The sequence below is a fragment of the Microcoleus sp. SVA1B4 genome (assembly GCF_036700545.1).
GTDB lineage: Bacteria > Cyanobacteriota > Cyanobacteriia > Cyanobacteriales > Microcoleaceae > Microcoleus.
Map to the genome: position 1 here is coordinate 28,733 of NZ_JAUBPB010000042.1, position 15,505 is coordinate 44,237.

General features: G+C 44.9%; 11 protein-coding genes. 7 read left to right on the forward strand and 4 right to left on the reverse strand.

Annotation, left to right across the window (positions count from 1 at the left end; translation table 11 throughout):
- Positions 1-8 precede the first annotated feature (8 nt).
- From QT987_RS18940 to glcD, 3 genes are all read left to right on the forward strand, one after another.
- Positions 9-401: a transporter gene (locus tag QT987_RS18940; RefSeq protein ID WP_333054053.1), complete on the forward strand. Its 393-nt coding sequence runs from the start codon at positions 9-11 to the stop codon at positions 399-401.
- Positions 402-594: 193 nt separating this feature from the next.
- Positions 595-1,479: a DUF6671 family protein gene (locus tag QT987_RS18945; RefSeq protein WP_333242847.1), complete on the forward strand. Its 885-nt coding sequence runs from the start codon at positions 595-597 to the stop codon at positions 1,477-1,479.
- Between the two features lie 69 nt (positions 1,480-1,548).
- Entirely contained in the window at positions 1,549-3,024 is a 1,476-nt protein-coding gene (gene glcD / locus QT987_RS18950; RefSeq protein WP_333212363.1) for a glycolate oxidase subunit GlcD, read from the forward strand.
- A 204-nt stretch (positions 3,025-3,228) separates the two neighbouring features.
- Here the strand turns inward: glcD and QT987_RS18955 are convergent, their stop codons facing one another.
- Positions 3,229-5,121: a PAS domain S-box protein gene (locus QT987_RS18955; protein ID WP_333242850.1), complete on the reverse strand. Its 1,893-nt coding sequence runs from the start codon at positions 5,119-5,121 to the stop codon at positions 3,229-3,231.
- Positions 5,122-5,595: 474 nt separating this feature from the next.
- Between QT987_RS18955 and purH the strand changes: the two genes are divergently transcribed.
- Together purH and QT987_RS18965 are read left to right on the forward strand one after the other, a co-directional pair.
- Positions 5,596-7,143, forward strand: coding sequence for a bifunctional phosphoribosylaminoimidazolecarboxamide formyltransferase/IMP cyclohydrolase (gene purH / locus QT987_RS18960; protein WP_333242853.1), 1,548 nt, complete (start codon positions 5,596-5,598; stop codon positions 7,141-7,143).
- 333 nt (positions 7,144-7,476) lie between these two features.
- Positions 7,477-8,421, forward strand: coding sequence for a 2OG-Fe(II) oxygenase (locus tag QT987_RS18965; RefSeq protein ID WP_333242856.1), 945 nt, complete (start codon positions 7,477-7,479; stop codon positions 8,419-8,421).
- 412 nt (positions 8,422-8,833) lie between these two features.
- Here the strand turns inward: QT987_RS18965 and QT987_RS18970 are convergent, their stop codons facing one another.
- Positions 8,834-10,315: an ankyrin repeat domain-containing protein gene (locus QT987_RS18970; protein ID WP_333242859.1), complete on the reverse strand. Its 1,482-nt coding sequence runs from the start codon at positions 10,313-10,315 to the stop codon at positions 8,834-8,836.
- A 96-nt stretch (positions 10,316-10,411) separates the two neighbouring features.
- On the opposite strand from QT987_RS18970, the gene QT987_RS18975 reads away from it, so the two are divergent.
- Positions 10,412-10,882, forward strand: a complete 471-nt coding sequence (locus QT987_RS18975) for a DUF4079 domain-containing protein (protein ID WP_333242862.1) — start codon at positions 10,412-10,414, stop codon at positions 10,880-10,882.
- A gap of 280 nt (positions 10,883-11,162) precedes the next feature.
- Here the strand turns inward: QT987_RS18975 and QT987_RS29990 are convergent, their stop codons facing one another.
- Positions 11,163-11,405, reverse strand: a complete 243-nt coding sequence (locus QT987_RS29990) for a transposase (RefSeq protein ID WP_445299655.1) — start codon at positions 11,403-11,405, stop codon at positions 11,163-11,165.
- A 798-nt stretch (positions 11,406-12,203) separates the two neighbouring features.
- Between QT987_RS29990 and QT987_RS18980 the strand changes: the two genes are divergently transcribed.
- A complete protein-coding gene (locus tag QT987_RS18980) occupies positions 12,204-13,454 on the forward strand; it encodes a transposase (protein WP_333242865.1) in 1,251 nt (416 codons plus the stop codon).
- Positions 13,455-13,620: 166 nt separating this feature from the next.
- Here QT987_RS18980 and gltD read toward each other — a convergent pair whose 3' ends face one another.
- Positions 13,621-15,105, reverse strand: a complete 1,485-nt coding sequence (gene gltD / locus QT987_RS18985) for a glutamate synthase small subunit (protein ID WP_333054045.1) — start codon at positions 15,103-15,105, stop codon at positions 13,621-13,623.
- Positions 15,106-15,505: the final 400 nt, after the last annotated feature.

Genomic DNA, 15,505 nt, shown 5'->3' on the forward strand with positions numbered 1-15,505 from the left:
GTAAATTTATGAATAGAAGCGTGTTTTTGTTATTGCTTGCTGCAATATTGTGCGGCGTCGCAGGTCAATTTAGTCTGAAGGCAGGAGCTAAAATATTAGGGCCCATTGGCGCTGCTAATTTAATAGAAAAAATTATAGCAATGGCTACTCAGCCGTTGATAGTAACTGGTCTTTCTTTGTATGCAATTTCTTCGATCGGCTTTATTGTAGTTTTGTCGCGGGCAAACCTTAGCATAGTCTCGCCTTTACTGTCAATTAGTTACCTATTTACTGTTTTAGGTGGCAAACTGATATTTCACGAGCCTTTGCCGCCGCTGCGGTTGGTAGGCGTGGCGCTAATTATGACGGGAGTAATTTTTGTACTCAGAGGTCAAGCTGGGGGAGTGACTGGAGGCAACTAATACGATTTTAGATTTTAGATTTTAGATTTTAGATTGACGATTGGAGAATTTTAAATTAAGTCCACAGGTGAATATCACGGATATTTAACTGAGTTCTAAAATTTATATTCGGAAGTTAAGTCAGGGTTTCTATCGGTTGTGGGGCGGTGGAAAGGGTGTATGTGAGTTTTTTTTCCTAAAATAATGCTGCTGTATGTCTAATATTTCTGAGCCTGTGAATCCCAATCAATTATTGAGCGATCGCACTGCAGTTCTTGCTACCATGCACCAAAAAGAACGGGTGATGGCTCCCGTTTTGGAACGAGAATTAGGCGTAAATATCCTAGTACCTGCGGCACTTGACACAGACAGTTTCGGCACCTTCACCAGAGAAGTTAAACGCTTAGGAACACAAATAGAAGCAGCACGCCAGAAAGCACAAAAAGCCCTAGAAATTGCGGGCGAAACTCTTGCCTTTGCCAGCGAAGGTACTTTCGGCCCTCATCCAATGATGCCGTATCTGCCAGCGAACAGAGAAATCGTAATTTTATTAGATCGAGCCAACAATTTAGAATTAATTGGGGACTCTTTCTCCGTTGAAACTAACTACAGTCACCAGTTAGTTTCCAGTATAAAAGAAGCAGAGGATTTTGCGAAAAAAGCTGGATTTCCCGAACACGCACTGGTGGTTATAGTTGGCGACGCTGCCATCGGTAACGGCGAAATTCTCAAGGGCATTAGGACAGAAAAACAACTTTTTGATGCTGTGACAGCAGGCTTAAAAAAATCGTCAACCGGTCGAGTTCACATCGAAACAGATATGCGGGCGATGTACAATCCAACTCGGATGAAAAACATCGAAAATGCAACTCTCGATTTAGTTAAAAAATTCAAGCAATTCTGCCCGGAGTGCGCTTGGCCGGGATTCGATATAGCTGAGACGAAAATCGGATTGCCCTGCGAACTTTGCTATTTTCCGACTCAGCTAGCGCGATCGGCAATCTATAAATGCAAAAACTGCGGTTATACTAAAGAAAAACTATTTCCCGACGGTCGAGAGACTGCCGATCCTTCCCTGTGTCAATATTGCAACCCTTAGAAAAATAATTGGCTAAACTTAGTAAAATTTGCAACAATATTATTGATAGTTCCCTAATAAAAATCACTAATGATAGCCGTAGAAACAGAACGCAACTGGAAACCCGTTATTAAAGAATTCGAGGCTGTAGTCGGCAAAAATGGCGTAGTGCAGCGTCGCGAAGAATTGATTGTCTATGAGTGCGACGGACTCGCCAGCTACCGCCAGCGCCCCGCCGTGGTGGTATTGCCTCGAACTACGGAGGAAGTGGCGCAATTGGTCAAAATATGCGATCGCAACTCAATTCCCTGGGTGGCTAGAGGCGCAGGAACCGGCCTTTCCGGCGGCGCTTTGCCTGTAGAAAACTGCGTGCTGATTGTCACTGCCCTGATGCGAAAAATCCTAAAAGTAGACTTAGAAAATCAGCAAGTAGTCGTGCAACCGGGAGTAATTAATAACTGGGTAACGCAAGCAGTTAGCGGCGCCGGTTTCTACTACGCGCCCGATCCTTCCAGTCAAATTATTTGTTCGATTGGCGGCAACGTTGCCGAAAATTCTGGTGGCGTTCACTGCCTCAAATACGGAGTCACAACGAATCACGTTTTAGGATTAAAATTGGTACTTCCCGACGGTTCTATTGTCGATGTCGGTGGCGAAATTCCCGAAATGCCCGGTTACGATTTAACTGGTGTATTTGTCGGTTCCGAAGGCACTTTAGGAATCGCCACAGAAGTTACTTTGCGAATTCTCAAAGCGCCGGAATCAATTTGCGTTCTCCTAGCGGATTTTTCCAGTATAGAAGCAGCGGGCGAATCAGTTTCCGATATTATCAGCGCTGGCATTATTCCCGGCGGCATGGAAATCATGGATAACATCAGCATCAATGCTGTGGAAGATGTGGTGGCAACTGGATGTTATCCCCGCGATGCGGCGGCAATTCTCCTGGTAGAAATCGACGGTTTAGAAGTGGAAGTTGCCACAAACAAACAGCGGATTGCTGATATTTGCAAGCATAACGGAGCGCGAAATATCACCACGGCAACTGACCCGGAAACGCGCCTAAAAATTTGGAAAGGGCGGAAAGCTGCTTTTGCGGCGGCGGGTCATCTCAGCCCGGATTATTACGTGCAAGACGGCGTAATTCCACGAACGCAAATGGCTTATGTTTTGAAAGAAATTGAGGGCTTGAGCGAGAAATACGGTTATCGAATTGCCAATGTATTTCACGCGGGAGATGGGAATTTGCACCCGCTGATTCTGTACGATAACTCGGTAAAAGGTGCGCTGGAAAAAGTGGAAGAATTGGGGGGGGAAATTCTCAGGCTTTGTGTGAAAGTTGGGGGAAGTCTTTCGGGGGAACACGGCATCGGTGCTGACAAGAAGTGTTTTATGCCGGATATGTTTTCGGAGGTAGATTTGGAGACGATGCAGTGGGTGCGTCAGGTGTTTAATCCGAAAGGTTTGGCGAATCCTGGGAAGATGTTTCCGACGCCGAAGACTTGCGGCGAAGCGGCGAGGGCTAAGGTTGAAACTTTTAAGAAGTTGGAGGGTGCGGAGGTTTTTTAATTCCCTATTTATGCGGGTAAAGTGAGCAGAAAAACACCCTGAAATTGTTTCTAGAATGGGGAGGCAGAGCCTTTAAGTATGCGTTCCCAGCCAGAGTCTGGGAACGAGAAAAAACGATTTTTCTCGTTTTGTAGGAGTGCGAGCATCCCGCTCGCTTGCTTGCCTATATATCAAGTTGGTAAGGTGCAGATTGCACATTCCGCGCTAATGTGCGATCGGAATTCTGATAATAAATTCCGTGCCCTTCCCCAATTCCGAATTACAAGATAATTCGCCTTTGTGTTTTTCTACAATAATTTGATAGCTAATTGACAAACCCATTCCCGTGCCTTTGCCAATGGGCTTGGTAGTAAAAAATGTATCGAATATCTGCTGTTTGATTTCCTCAGTTATTCCCGGCCCGTTGTCGGCAATTTTAATTTCTACAAAATTGCCGACAACTTCCGTACCAATCATAATCTGGCTGGGATTTTCTAGCATTTCTCGACAATTTTGCCTACTGTTCGCATCTTCTAAAGCATCGATCGCATTGCTGAGGATATTCATAAAAACTTGATTGATCGGCCCAGCAAAACACTCAACGGTCGGCAATTTTCCGTAGTGTTTTACAATTTGAATTGGCTGCTTTTCTCCGTTCCCTTTCAAACGGTGATTGAGAATTAACAGCGTGCTGTCGATACCTTCGTGGAGGTTAACGGGTTTCATCTGTGAATCGTCATGCCGCGAAAAGTTCCGCAGCGACTGCACAATCTGGCAAATGCGATCGACACCAACGCTCATTGAAGATAGTATTTTAGGTAAATCTTCAGCTAAAAAATCGAGATCATTTTTTTCTCTTTCCTCTTGAATTTCCGCGACTGGATTAGGATAGTGCTGTTGATAGAGTTCGAGGTGATCAAACAAGTCTTGAGTATAATTTGTCAGATGAGCGAGATTGCCGTAAATGAAGCTGACTGGGTTGTTAATTTCGTGAGCGACGCCCGCAAGTAGCAATCCCAAACTAGACATTTTTTCGCTTTGAACTAATTGGGAATTAGTGGCTTTGAGTTGCTCCAGTGTGGCTGCTAGTTGAGCTGCTTGTTCTCGGCTTTGTGCTTCGGAATTATGCAAGGCTTCTTCGGCTTGTTTGCGCTCAGTGATGTCTCTCTGTACGCCAATAAAATGAGTTAATTGGCCCATTCGATCGCGCACGGGAGATATGGAGAAACAATTCCAGAAAGCGGTTCCGTCTTTGCGGTAATTCTTTAATATTACCTTGCATTCGCTTTCTGCTTGCAAGGCTTGGCGAATTATTTCTACTGCCGCCGGATCCGTATCGCTTCCGTGCAAAAATCGGCCGTTTTTTCCGATAATTTCCTGCCGCCGATAACCTGTCATGCTTTCAAATGCTGGATTGCAATAAATAATTGGATTTTCGGGGTCAGTGGCGTCAGAAATCGTAACTCCGGTGCTAGTAGCTGCGATAGCTCGATCGTACAACCAAAGCATTTCTTCTGCGCGCTTGCGATCGGTAATGTCCCGTAGCGTAGCTAAATAAGCCATTTCTCCATCCCATTCCGTTTCCACCACCCGCATTTCTACTACAGCATTTGCTTTTTGCTTGCGAATAGCTTCAACTTCTGTTTGCACGACGCGAGTTCCTGGTGCTTCTGTTTTTCCAACTTGGGGAATAATATCCGTCGCCATCTCCAGGTCGCAAGCTGAAACTTCTACTACTAAATTGCCAAAAAATGCTTGACCTAAAAGTTCCTGTGCCGTGCAGTTAAACAGCGCTTCTGCTGACTGGTTGGCAAAACAGACAAGTCCTCGCTTGTTAACGATTGCGATGCCGTCGGCATTTTTTTCTATCACATTCCTAAACCGAGATTCGCTAGCTTTCAAATCCTGCTTTAGCTGTTCCATTGCTCGCTCCATCTGCTGCAATTCGCACAAACTAACACTATAAGCTTCGGAAATATTGGTCTCTGGTGAATTCTGGATTCTTTTTTTTGAAATCTGTTGGTAGCCTGTTCTATTAGTCAGATTGGGAGCAGTTTGTTTATGATTCCTGCTAATATTACTGAGCTTATTTTCTGGATCTGCTTCTTGAAAAAACATATGTTAACCCTACCAAATTATTGTTTAGATTAATGTGTGGCGATCGCCCTATTTTTCGGGAAATTTAGGGAGAGAGCAATTTACACCCGATGCTAGCACATTACTTTTAGAATTCATCATAAAACATCGTTAAAATTCAAGAGCGATCGCCCTATAATTATCTATTAAGTTTTATTAAGTAATTTCAACAACATTGACACTTACGTAGCGACACGAACTGTGCAAGCTGGATATGGCTTCAATCCCCCTCGCACTCACAAAATAATCAGTTCCACGCGCAAGTTCTAGATATCTAGAAACCACTGGTCAGTATAAAATATTATATAAATTTGACAAAAAATATGGTCACAAATAAGCGAACTCATCTTTGATTATTAAAAATAATCATAATTAGCCATGACCAAATCATCTCCCTGCGGGCCGATTTGGTATAGAATATAACCTATCTATTTTTGCGATCGCAACTTCAAACCAATGGCACGTCTAGCACTTCTGAGCACATCCAATAAAACCGGACTAATCGACTTAGCGCGCAGTCTAGTAGAAGAATTTGAATTTGACATAATTAGTAGTGGCGGGACAGCAACGGCTCTCAAAGAAGCAGGCATCCCAGTCACCAAAGTTGCAGAATATACTGGTTCCCCCGAAATTTTGGGAGGGCGAGTCAAAACACTTCACCCACGAATCCACGGTGGCATTTTAGCACGCCGCGACGTACCGGAAGACCTCGCAGATTTAACCGCAAATCAAATTCGGGCGATCGATCTAGTTGTAGTCAATCTGTATCCATTTGAAGAGACAATTTCTAAACCAGGAGTTACTCTAGCCGACGCCATTGAGCAGATAGATATCGGCGGGCCGGCCATGTTGAGAGCTTCCGCCAAAAACCACGCTCATTTGACAGTTTTGTGCGACCCAGAACAGTACAATACTTATTTAAAAGAACTGCGGGAAAATGGTGGCGAAGCATCCTTAGAGTTTCGGCAAAAATGCGCTCTAGAAACCTTTAAACATACAGCCAACTACGATCGCGCGATCGCAACTTATCTCAGCAGCAGCCAATCCGCTGAAAAATCTTCGCTACCAGACGAGTTTAATTTATCAGGAAAAGAGTTGCAAACTCTCCGCTACGGCGAAAATCCCCATCAAGCCGCCACCTGGTATCAAAGCGGAACTACACCGACAGGCTGGACGACTAGCACCATCCTGCAAGGCAAAGAATTAAGCTACAATAATTTAGTAGATTTAGAAGCAGCAAGGCGGCTAATCGTAGAATTCCCCGACACACCTGCCGCCGCTATTCTGAAGCATACAAATCCTTGCGGCACAGCCTTGGGAACAACTATTTCTGAAGCGTATCAAAAAGCCTTCGACACCGATTCAGTCTCAGCTTTCGGTGGAATTGTCGCCCTCAATCGCCCGATTGATGCTGCTACCGCAACGGCGTTAACTCAAACATTTTTAGAATGTATTGTCGCGCCGGGGTGCGAACCAGAGGCAGAAGAAATTATCAAGAAAAAGGCAAAAGTTCGAGTATTAATTTTGCCAGATTTGACTCAAGGGCCGCCACAAACTGTTAAAATCATTGCAGGCGGTTTGCTGGTGCAAGACTCAGATAATGTAGTAGAAGAAACTAGCAAATGGCGGGTTGTTACTGAGAAACAGCCGACGGCTGCAGAGTTGGAAGAATTGCTGTTTGCTTGGAAAGTAGCGAAACACGTCAAATCAAATGCGATCGTTGTGACGCGCGATCGCACTACAATCGGTGTCGGCGCCGGACAAATGAATCGCGTGGGTTCGGTTAAACTAGCATTGGAACAAGCAGGAGACAAAAGCAAAGGAGCGATTTTGGCCAGTGACGGTTTCTTCCCCTTCGATGATTCAGTCAAAACTGCGGCTGAGGCTGGAATAATTGCGATCGTCCAACCGGGAGGAAGTATGCGCGATCGAGATTCCATTGAAGCGGCCAACCAACTCGGAATCACAATGGTTTTCACTGATATCCGCCACTTCTTGCATTAGGAATAAGACCTAAAGCAATTTTCAATTGTGTGCCATATTGTAGGGATACAATAGTGTTTATTGGTCTTAACTTAAGTCGGAAATTATTTGTATCTCTGGTTTTACTCTAAGTCTCGATCCCCCTAAATCCCCCTTAAGAAGGGGGACTTTGAGAAGAATCCTTTCCCGTCTTAAGACGGGAGACTTTGACACTCTTGTCTCCCCCTTAACAAGGGGAACTTTTACACTCTTGTCCCCCCCTTTTTAAGGGGGGTTAGGGGGGATCGGGAAGGCTATGACACCAATCAACACTGTTATGTCGTACCAAATTCCCAGTTGCGTCCTTCAAAAATTATGACTAGCACAATTCAACCACAAATTAAACCCCAAGACATAAAAGTCAAAATCCTGCTCACCGGGGGACATCAATGCACCGTCACCCTCAAATCTGATACACCATTATTGCACAGCCTGATCAAAACATTAGTCGATCGCACTCAACAAACACTCGGTTTTTCGCCCTTATTTCAAATCCCCATAGACGACGGGCGTTCCGCCCTTTCTTTTCCCGGCGAACACCTAGTCGGATTAGTCACAGAACCCCCAATTTACTTGCAGCAACTGCAACCGCAGCAGCCTGCAACTCCTGTAGAAATTCCCGCAGAAATTCCCGCAGAAATTCCTGCCCCTGCGCCGCCGGTAAATGACGACTTAATATCTCGCTACGCCCAAATAGACAACTTTTTGACACCTGCTGAAAAAAACAAACTCATTAAATATGTCTTAGCAAAAGAATCACAATTTGTGACTACCAGCACCTCAACCAATGCCGAAGATTACCGCCGTTCGATGGTACTCCACTCGTTCCCCGAATTTTCCGAACTGATGGTTAATCGCATCAAAGCAATTCTCCCCGACGTGCTGCAAAAATTAAATATTCCCTCATTTCCGCTTGGTGAGATAGAAGCTCAGTTAACCATGCACAATGACAACAACTTTTATAAACTTCACAACGACAGTGGCTCGCCAGATACCGCCAGCCGATTTTTTACTTACGTTTACTATTTCTATCGAGAACCCAAGGCTTTTTCCGGTGGCGAGTTGCAAATTTATGACAGCAAAATCGAGAACAATTTTTATGTTGCAGACAAGACATTCAGAACTGTTGAACCTCGCAATAACAGCATAGTATTTTTTCTGAGTCGCTATATGCACGAAGTTTTGCGAGTTAGCTGTCCCTCAAAAGCTTTTGCTGATAGCCGCTTTACTATTAACGGCTGGGTACGTAAAGCAAATTGAGGTTAATATCATGTCGGGTCGAGCTACCGCGATTTTTGTAGGGGCGGGTTCCACCAACCATAATCGCCAATAATTGACAATCTCAAAAACCCGCCCGACCGGGATATTATGGTTAATCGATCGGACATGATATAATTCATTGTCCGGGACGCACTAATCACCTAATTATGTCATTCTGAGTGAAGCGAAGAATCTCAAATTATTGCCACACCATTACAATGGGTAAGTCCCGATATCTGATACCAATTTCATAAAGTTATGCTACATAGAAAGTTTTACTCCCCCCCTTAATAAGGGGGGGTTGGGGGGGGTAGATATGTAGCGCTATTTTATGAATTTGGTAGGAGATTCTTCACTTCCCAAAGCCTACCCTCAGAATTACAGAATTACCTTACTCAAAACTATTTCATTCTTACTCCAGTGCTCCAGCACTTTTGAGCAATTTCACCACATTAGAATAACCCTTAAACTCAGCCAGCATTAAAGCTGTATAATTTCCCGGATTTTTGTGGTTTAGTTCTGAACCAGCATCAATTAAAATCTTTACTGCATCAGGATAACCCCGATGTGCGGCCCACATTAAAGCAGTTGCGCCCGAATCATCCAGCACGTTGACATCGGCACCTTTTTCGACTAATAATTGGACGATCGCCATATAACCGCGATCGCACGCCTTCATTAAAGCCGTTTTCCCCAAATCCGCCGGGACATTCGGATCAGCACCGCCCTCAAGCAAAGCCTTCACAGTCTCGGTATGTCCGTGAAAAGCAGCCAGCGTCAAAGCCGTCTCCCCAAAGTTTTTAGCATTCAGAAACTCATCCCGATTTGAGTTTACTTTTTGCAGCAAAGCCGATACGATCGCACTGTGGCCGTGAACAGCCGCCACCAGTAAAGGCGTATCGCCCAACCTATTTCTAGCACCGACACTAGCACCTCGGTTTAAGAGCAATTCCACCACATCTTCGCAGCCTTCAACCACCGCAAAATTCAAAGCAGTTTCATCATCTTTATCCTTAGCGTTGATATCCGCGCCAGCATCGAGTAAGATATGGGCGATCGGCGCATTTCCCCCAGCAGCAGCCGCCATCAAAGCCGTGCCCCCATCTCCATTTTTTACATTCGCATTAGCACCCGCACCAAGCAAAGTTTGCACCACATCAGTATTGCCAGAATCCGCAGCCAAAGTTAAAGCAGTTTCTCCGTTTTTGTCGGGAATTTCGACATCAGCACCAGCAGCCAACAGCGCCTCGACAACAGCCAAATTTCCCGCCGTCGCAGCCAGCATCAAAGCAGTTTTGCTCTCTAGATTTCTAACATTAGCATCCGCCCCACACTTGAGCAAAATTCGCACAATTTCAGCGCTACCTTGACGGACAGCTAAAAACAGCATAGAATTGTCAGCAACCGCACCCGCATCCACCAAAGCTTTGACAACAGCTTCGTGACCCGATAAAGCAGCTATTTTCAGAGCAGAATCTCCATCTTTATCTCGGACATTTACATCAGCATTAGCATCAAGTAACATCCGCACAACATTGATATCGCCCTTGAGAGAAGCCGCCATCAAAGCCGTACTTCCATCATCATTTTTAGCATTAACATCAGCACCCGCCGCCAGCAACAGTCGCACAGAGTCAGCCTGTTTGTGAGCCGCCGCCAGCATCAAAGCCGTCAGCCCAAAACGCCTGCTCACCTGGTTGACATTAGCGTCATTGTTTAGTAGAGTACGCACGATTTCTGTATAGCCCTTTTGGGCAGCAAACATCAAAGCCGTCGTCCCCTCAGAGTCTTTGGCGTTAGCGTTAACACCCTTAGCGAGTAAAGCTTGGACGTGAATAATGTTGCCAGTCTTGGCGGCTTGAATCAATACAGCGTCTTGTTTAGTGGCAGCCATAATAGTCTCTCATACCGTATATTTTTACCGTCGCACGAGACGGCCTGACTGGTATGCTAAGTTTTATGAAGTATGTTTGCTAATCCTCAGAACACTATGAATCTCGAAATTCCTCAGTCAGTGAAAGTTTGGAGCCAATTCTTCCACCCAGTTTTAATGTGGGTACTGCTGGCCATCTCATTTTATGCTTTGTATCTCGGCCTGCAAATCAGACGTACCAGAAGCGCCGAAGGCGAAGTCAAAAAAGAGTTAATTAAGGGCAAATTCAACATCAAGCATCACCAGATGGGTTCTTTGCTGCTAGCCTTGATGGTAACGGGTGCAGTGGGCGGAATGGCTGTCACCTACATCAACAACGGCAAACTATTTGTCGCCCCGCACTTAGTAGCAGGATTGGGAATGACGGCAATAATTGCCATTTCTGCCTCGCTGACACCTTTGATGCAAAAAGGCAATGATTTAGCGAGAAACACTCACATCTTTCTGAATGTTGTGCTCTTGGGGCTGTTTGGCTGGCAAGCGTTAACAGGCGTGGAAATCCTGCAAAGAATTATCAGCAAAATGTGATAATTTGAGTAAAATTGCTAATTGCTAATTGCTTTGGGGCGATTAGCGATTAGCAAGTAAATTATCTTATTTTAGTAGTTTAATAGCCCAAATTTTTTTGATATTTTAATAGATTAAAATTAAATTTATCGAAAATTTATAAAATTAATTAGGTAATTTTTTGAATCCACAATAAGAAAACACCTGCTATTAAACCTGATAAAACGCTTTGTCTACCCAACAAGAAGCACGGCTATTTCATTATAAATAATTCCGGTTCTTCTTTACTTGGTATGCCAAACTAATAATTAAAATACCAAGTAAGCAAACATCTATTTTTGTAGTTTTCAAAATTTATAAAGCGATATGCAGAAGGTTTTATTAACTTAAGCTTGTTGTTAATACCTTCAACAATACCACTTGTTGTCCTATTATCAAAGTAAGCAATTATCTCGTCAAACCAATTAGTAATAGTCTTAACAGTATCTGGAAAATATTGTTGAGTTCTTTCCTGGCAGATACCAATTCTAAACAATGCCCTCAACCAATTTGTTTTTTTTACTCAAATATTTCTCGGAAATTTTCTTGTAATTTATGCCTTTCTGCAAGATTGGGACACATATTTTTAACCTCAATTTATTTGACTGATTTAGCTATTGATTTAGCATACCAAGTAAGGAAGAACCGTTTTTCATTTCTGACTCAAGTGAATTAGAATCAGACATCGATTTAAAAGTAAATTAGAATAGTTAAAGAGAAAAATCAGTTGTAAGTTGATCTCTGTAGGAGTGAAGATTGTAATCTTAAAATTTTTTCCTTATAACTGATATCTTGCACCATTCTCAATTAGCCGTAGGGGCGGGTTCGCCAACAGCCTTAAAGCTTGCAAATAGGTTCTATAAACCCGCCCGACCCCACGAAAAATCCTCTTATTGATATTGCTGCAAGATGTCAGTTATAACCGATAACTCATCAACTTATTTATTTTTGATTCCTAAGATACAAGGGGCGGGTTTCACCAACAATATTTGCCTAAAATCCATAATTTCGTAAACCCGCCCCCACCCAACGGTAAATCGCAATCTACCTATTTCAAGGTACAAAGGGCGGGTTTACAACATTTTGGGTTTTTAAATCAAAATCTTGGCGAATCCGCCCCTACGGGCATAATACAGCGTATTCCAGGTTTATGAAGTACACCGCGCTCTCACCAAATAATTGGGTCTGAAGCCCCGTCCTTCGCTTGACGGCTTTGTTTCGTCTTTTTGCGTTCAGAATCGAAACATTTATTAATAGATTGTTCTGTTGTTTGCTGTACTCTAAATAACAGGAGGGTTTAGCAATGTTCGGCTGTCAGCAACATCTAATTCGAGCTAGTTCAGGTACTCAATCAATCTTAGAATATCTGTGTTCTGAATCAGCAAAGCTTACTAATTGCGGTATCTATTATGCTCGCCAGGTATACTTTAAAACTGGGAAAATCCCGAACCGTGCCAAGCTACATAAAGTCTTGGGAAATGAAAATAGAAACTTGCACTATCAAGCGTTCTATTCAGATACAGCTCAGCAAATTCTAACAGGGGTAGCAGAATCTTTTAAGTCTTTTATGGGCTTACTCAGAGGAGTTAAGGATGGAACGGTTACGCAGTGTCCTAAATTGCCGGGATACCGTAAAGGCGGAATGGCACTTGTGACATTTACAGGAAGATCCGTAAAACTTAAGAATGGGATGCTGCGATTTCCTCTGGGAAGCAAGGTTAAGGCGTGGTTTGGGTTAGATGCGTTTTTCCTACCAATGCCATCTAATCTGGATTTTAAGATTATTCGAGAATATCGCATACTTCCTCGAAATGGCTGTTTCTACTTGGAGTTAATTTACAAAACAGAGGATGTTCAAGCAAATGTAGACCAGGCTAAATGCTTGGCAATTGACCACGGAATAGACAACTGGCTAACCTGCGTGAGCAATGTAGGCACAAGTTTTATTGTTGACGGCAAGCATCTCAAGTCCCTCAACCAAGGATACAATAAACGGGTTGCTTTTCTTAGGGAGGGGAAATCTAACGGCTACTGGTCTAAACGGTTGGCAGGATTAACTGAAAAACGGAATCGCCAAATGCGAGACGCTGTTAACAAAGCAGCAAGGAAAGTAATTCAGCACTGTTTAGACAACAAAATTGGAACAGTTGTTTTTGGTTGGAATAAAGGACAAAAAGAGTCTACCAATATGGGAAGCAAAACTAATCAAAAGTTTGTACAAATCCCTACGGGCAGACTGAAAGACAGAATAGCTCAACTGTGCGAGCAATACGGTTTAAGGTTCGTTGAAACAGAAGAATCGTATTCTTCTAAAGCTTCGTTTGTTGACAAGGATTTGCTACCTAAATTTGGCGAAAAACCCGAAGGGTGGCTTCCTAGTGGTAAACGAGTTAAACGCGGTTTGTACCGAACGGCTCAAGGTTGGTTAATCAATGCAGATTGTAACGGTTGTGCGAACATTGCTAGAAAAGTAGCGATAATGCTTGGACTCGATCTAAGTGGAATCGGTAGAGGTGCTTTGGCATCGCCTTTAAGACTCCAATTGTTGTCTTAAGAATCCCCGTAGCTTCAGCTCGGGGAGTGTCAAGGGGTTTCTTTACAGTTCTCGCATCATTACTGATTCTGTTGCTCGAAACCCGGTCGATCGCGATCTACATCTACATGGAATAAGCTGTAAATTATGGGAAATTAAACAATCTCGATCGACCCACACCTACCAACTAAGGCAAATCAGTGCTCCCCATCAGATAAAGGTCGCACTCCCGGGCCACGCCCCGCCCTTCGTTAATCGCCCAAACCACCAAACTTTGTCCCCGGCGACAATCACCAGCCGCGAAAACTCCCGGAATGCTGGTTGTATATTTTTCGTGCTCGGCTTTCACGTTGCTGCGGGCGTCACGTTCCAATCCCAAGTCATCCAGCAAGGGCTGTTCCGGGCCGAGGAAGCCCATCGCTAGCAAAACAAGCTGTGCCGGCAACACTTTTTCGGTGCCGGGGATGTGGTTCGGAATAAACTGCCCTTTCTCGTTTTTCGCCCACTCCACCTCAACGGTGTGCACAGCTTTGACATTGCCGTTTTCGTCGCCCTCGAACTTTGTCGCCGTGGTGAGATAGCCGCGGGGGTCATCGCCGAATTTGGCTGCGGCTTCTTCTTGGCCGTAGTCGAGACGGTAGACTTTTGGCCATTCAGGCCAGGGATTGTTGGCCGCGCGTTCCGAGGGCGGTTTGGGCAGGATTTCTAGCTGTACGAGGCTTTTGCAGCCGTGGCGGATGGATGTGCCCACGCAGTCGGTGCCGGTGTCGCCACCGCCGATGATCACGATATCTTTGCCTTCGGCGGAGATGAAGTTGCCGTTGGTGCTCTTGTCTAAAACTGCTTTGGTGTTCGCAGTCAGGAAGTCCATTGCGAAGTGGATGCCTTTTAATTCCCGGCCGGGGATGCCCAAGTCGCGGGGTTTGGTGGCGCCGGTACAGAGCACAACGGAGTCGTATTCTTTTAGCAGTTGTTCTGCTGGCAAGTCTTTGCCGACTTCGGTGTTGCAGACGAATGTCACGCCTTCGTCTTCGAGGACTTTGAGGCGGCGCATCACGACTTGTTCTTTGTCTAGCTTCATGTTGGGGATGCCATACATTAGCAGGCCGCCTGGTCGATCGGCTCTTTCGTATACTGTTACCCAATGACCGGCTTTATTTAGTTGCGCGGCGGCGGACAAACCGGCGGGCCCGGAACCGATGACGGCGATTTTTTTGCCGGTGCGTTTGGCGGGTGGTTCGGCGGCAATCCAGCCTTCATCCCAGCCTTTATCGATAATCGAGGCTTCGATGTTTTTAATCGTGACTGGCGGGTTGTTGATGCCGAGCACGCAAGCGCCTTCGCAGGGGGCGGGACAGACGCGGCCGGTGAATTCAGGGAAGTTGTTGGTTTTGTGGAGTCTGTCAAGGGCTTCTTTCCACAGTCCGCGATATACTAGGTCGTTCCATTCGGGGATGAGGTTGTTAATCGGGCAACCGCTGGCCATGCCGCTGATAATTGTGCCCGTGTGGCAAAACGGAATACCGCAATCCATGCAGCGCGCGCCTTGGCTGCGGAGTTTGTCCTCATCCATCGGTAGGTGAAATTCGTCCCAGTTGTGGACTCTCTCGACTGGTGAGAGTTCGGAGGGCAGTTCGCGCAAGAATTCGATAAAGCCTGTTGGTTTTCCCATAGTGGTGTTCTGGTTAGAATTTACTATTCTGTCCGTTTCTCAAAGGTGAAGCTGGCGGGCTTCTGAATTAACTATTGTGATCTAAATTGTGTGCGATCGCACCTCAGATTGAGCAATTTGTACATGAAATCTTTAATATCGCCGGGAGTCGGGGAATTGTCGGCAGCGGTAAAATATAGATAGAGCGACGGCAAAGAAACCGGGTTTTTTACCGGGATTAAAGGTTTTAAAGGTTATGATGCAGTATTTTCGTCCATCAAACCCGGTTTCTACGTAATTTCAGCATGGCTTATTCTCCGACGATCGCCTTTACGGCTAAAGCCACATCTGAAAACCCTCGCGGGTTAACTCAGACGGCCCGCCAGCGTCAACTTCCAAGCGCCGTCCCCATCAGGATGGC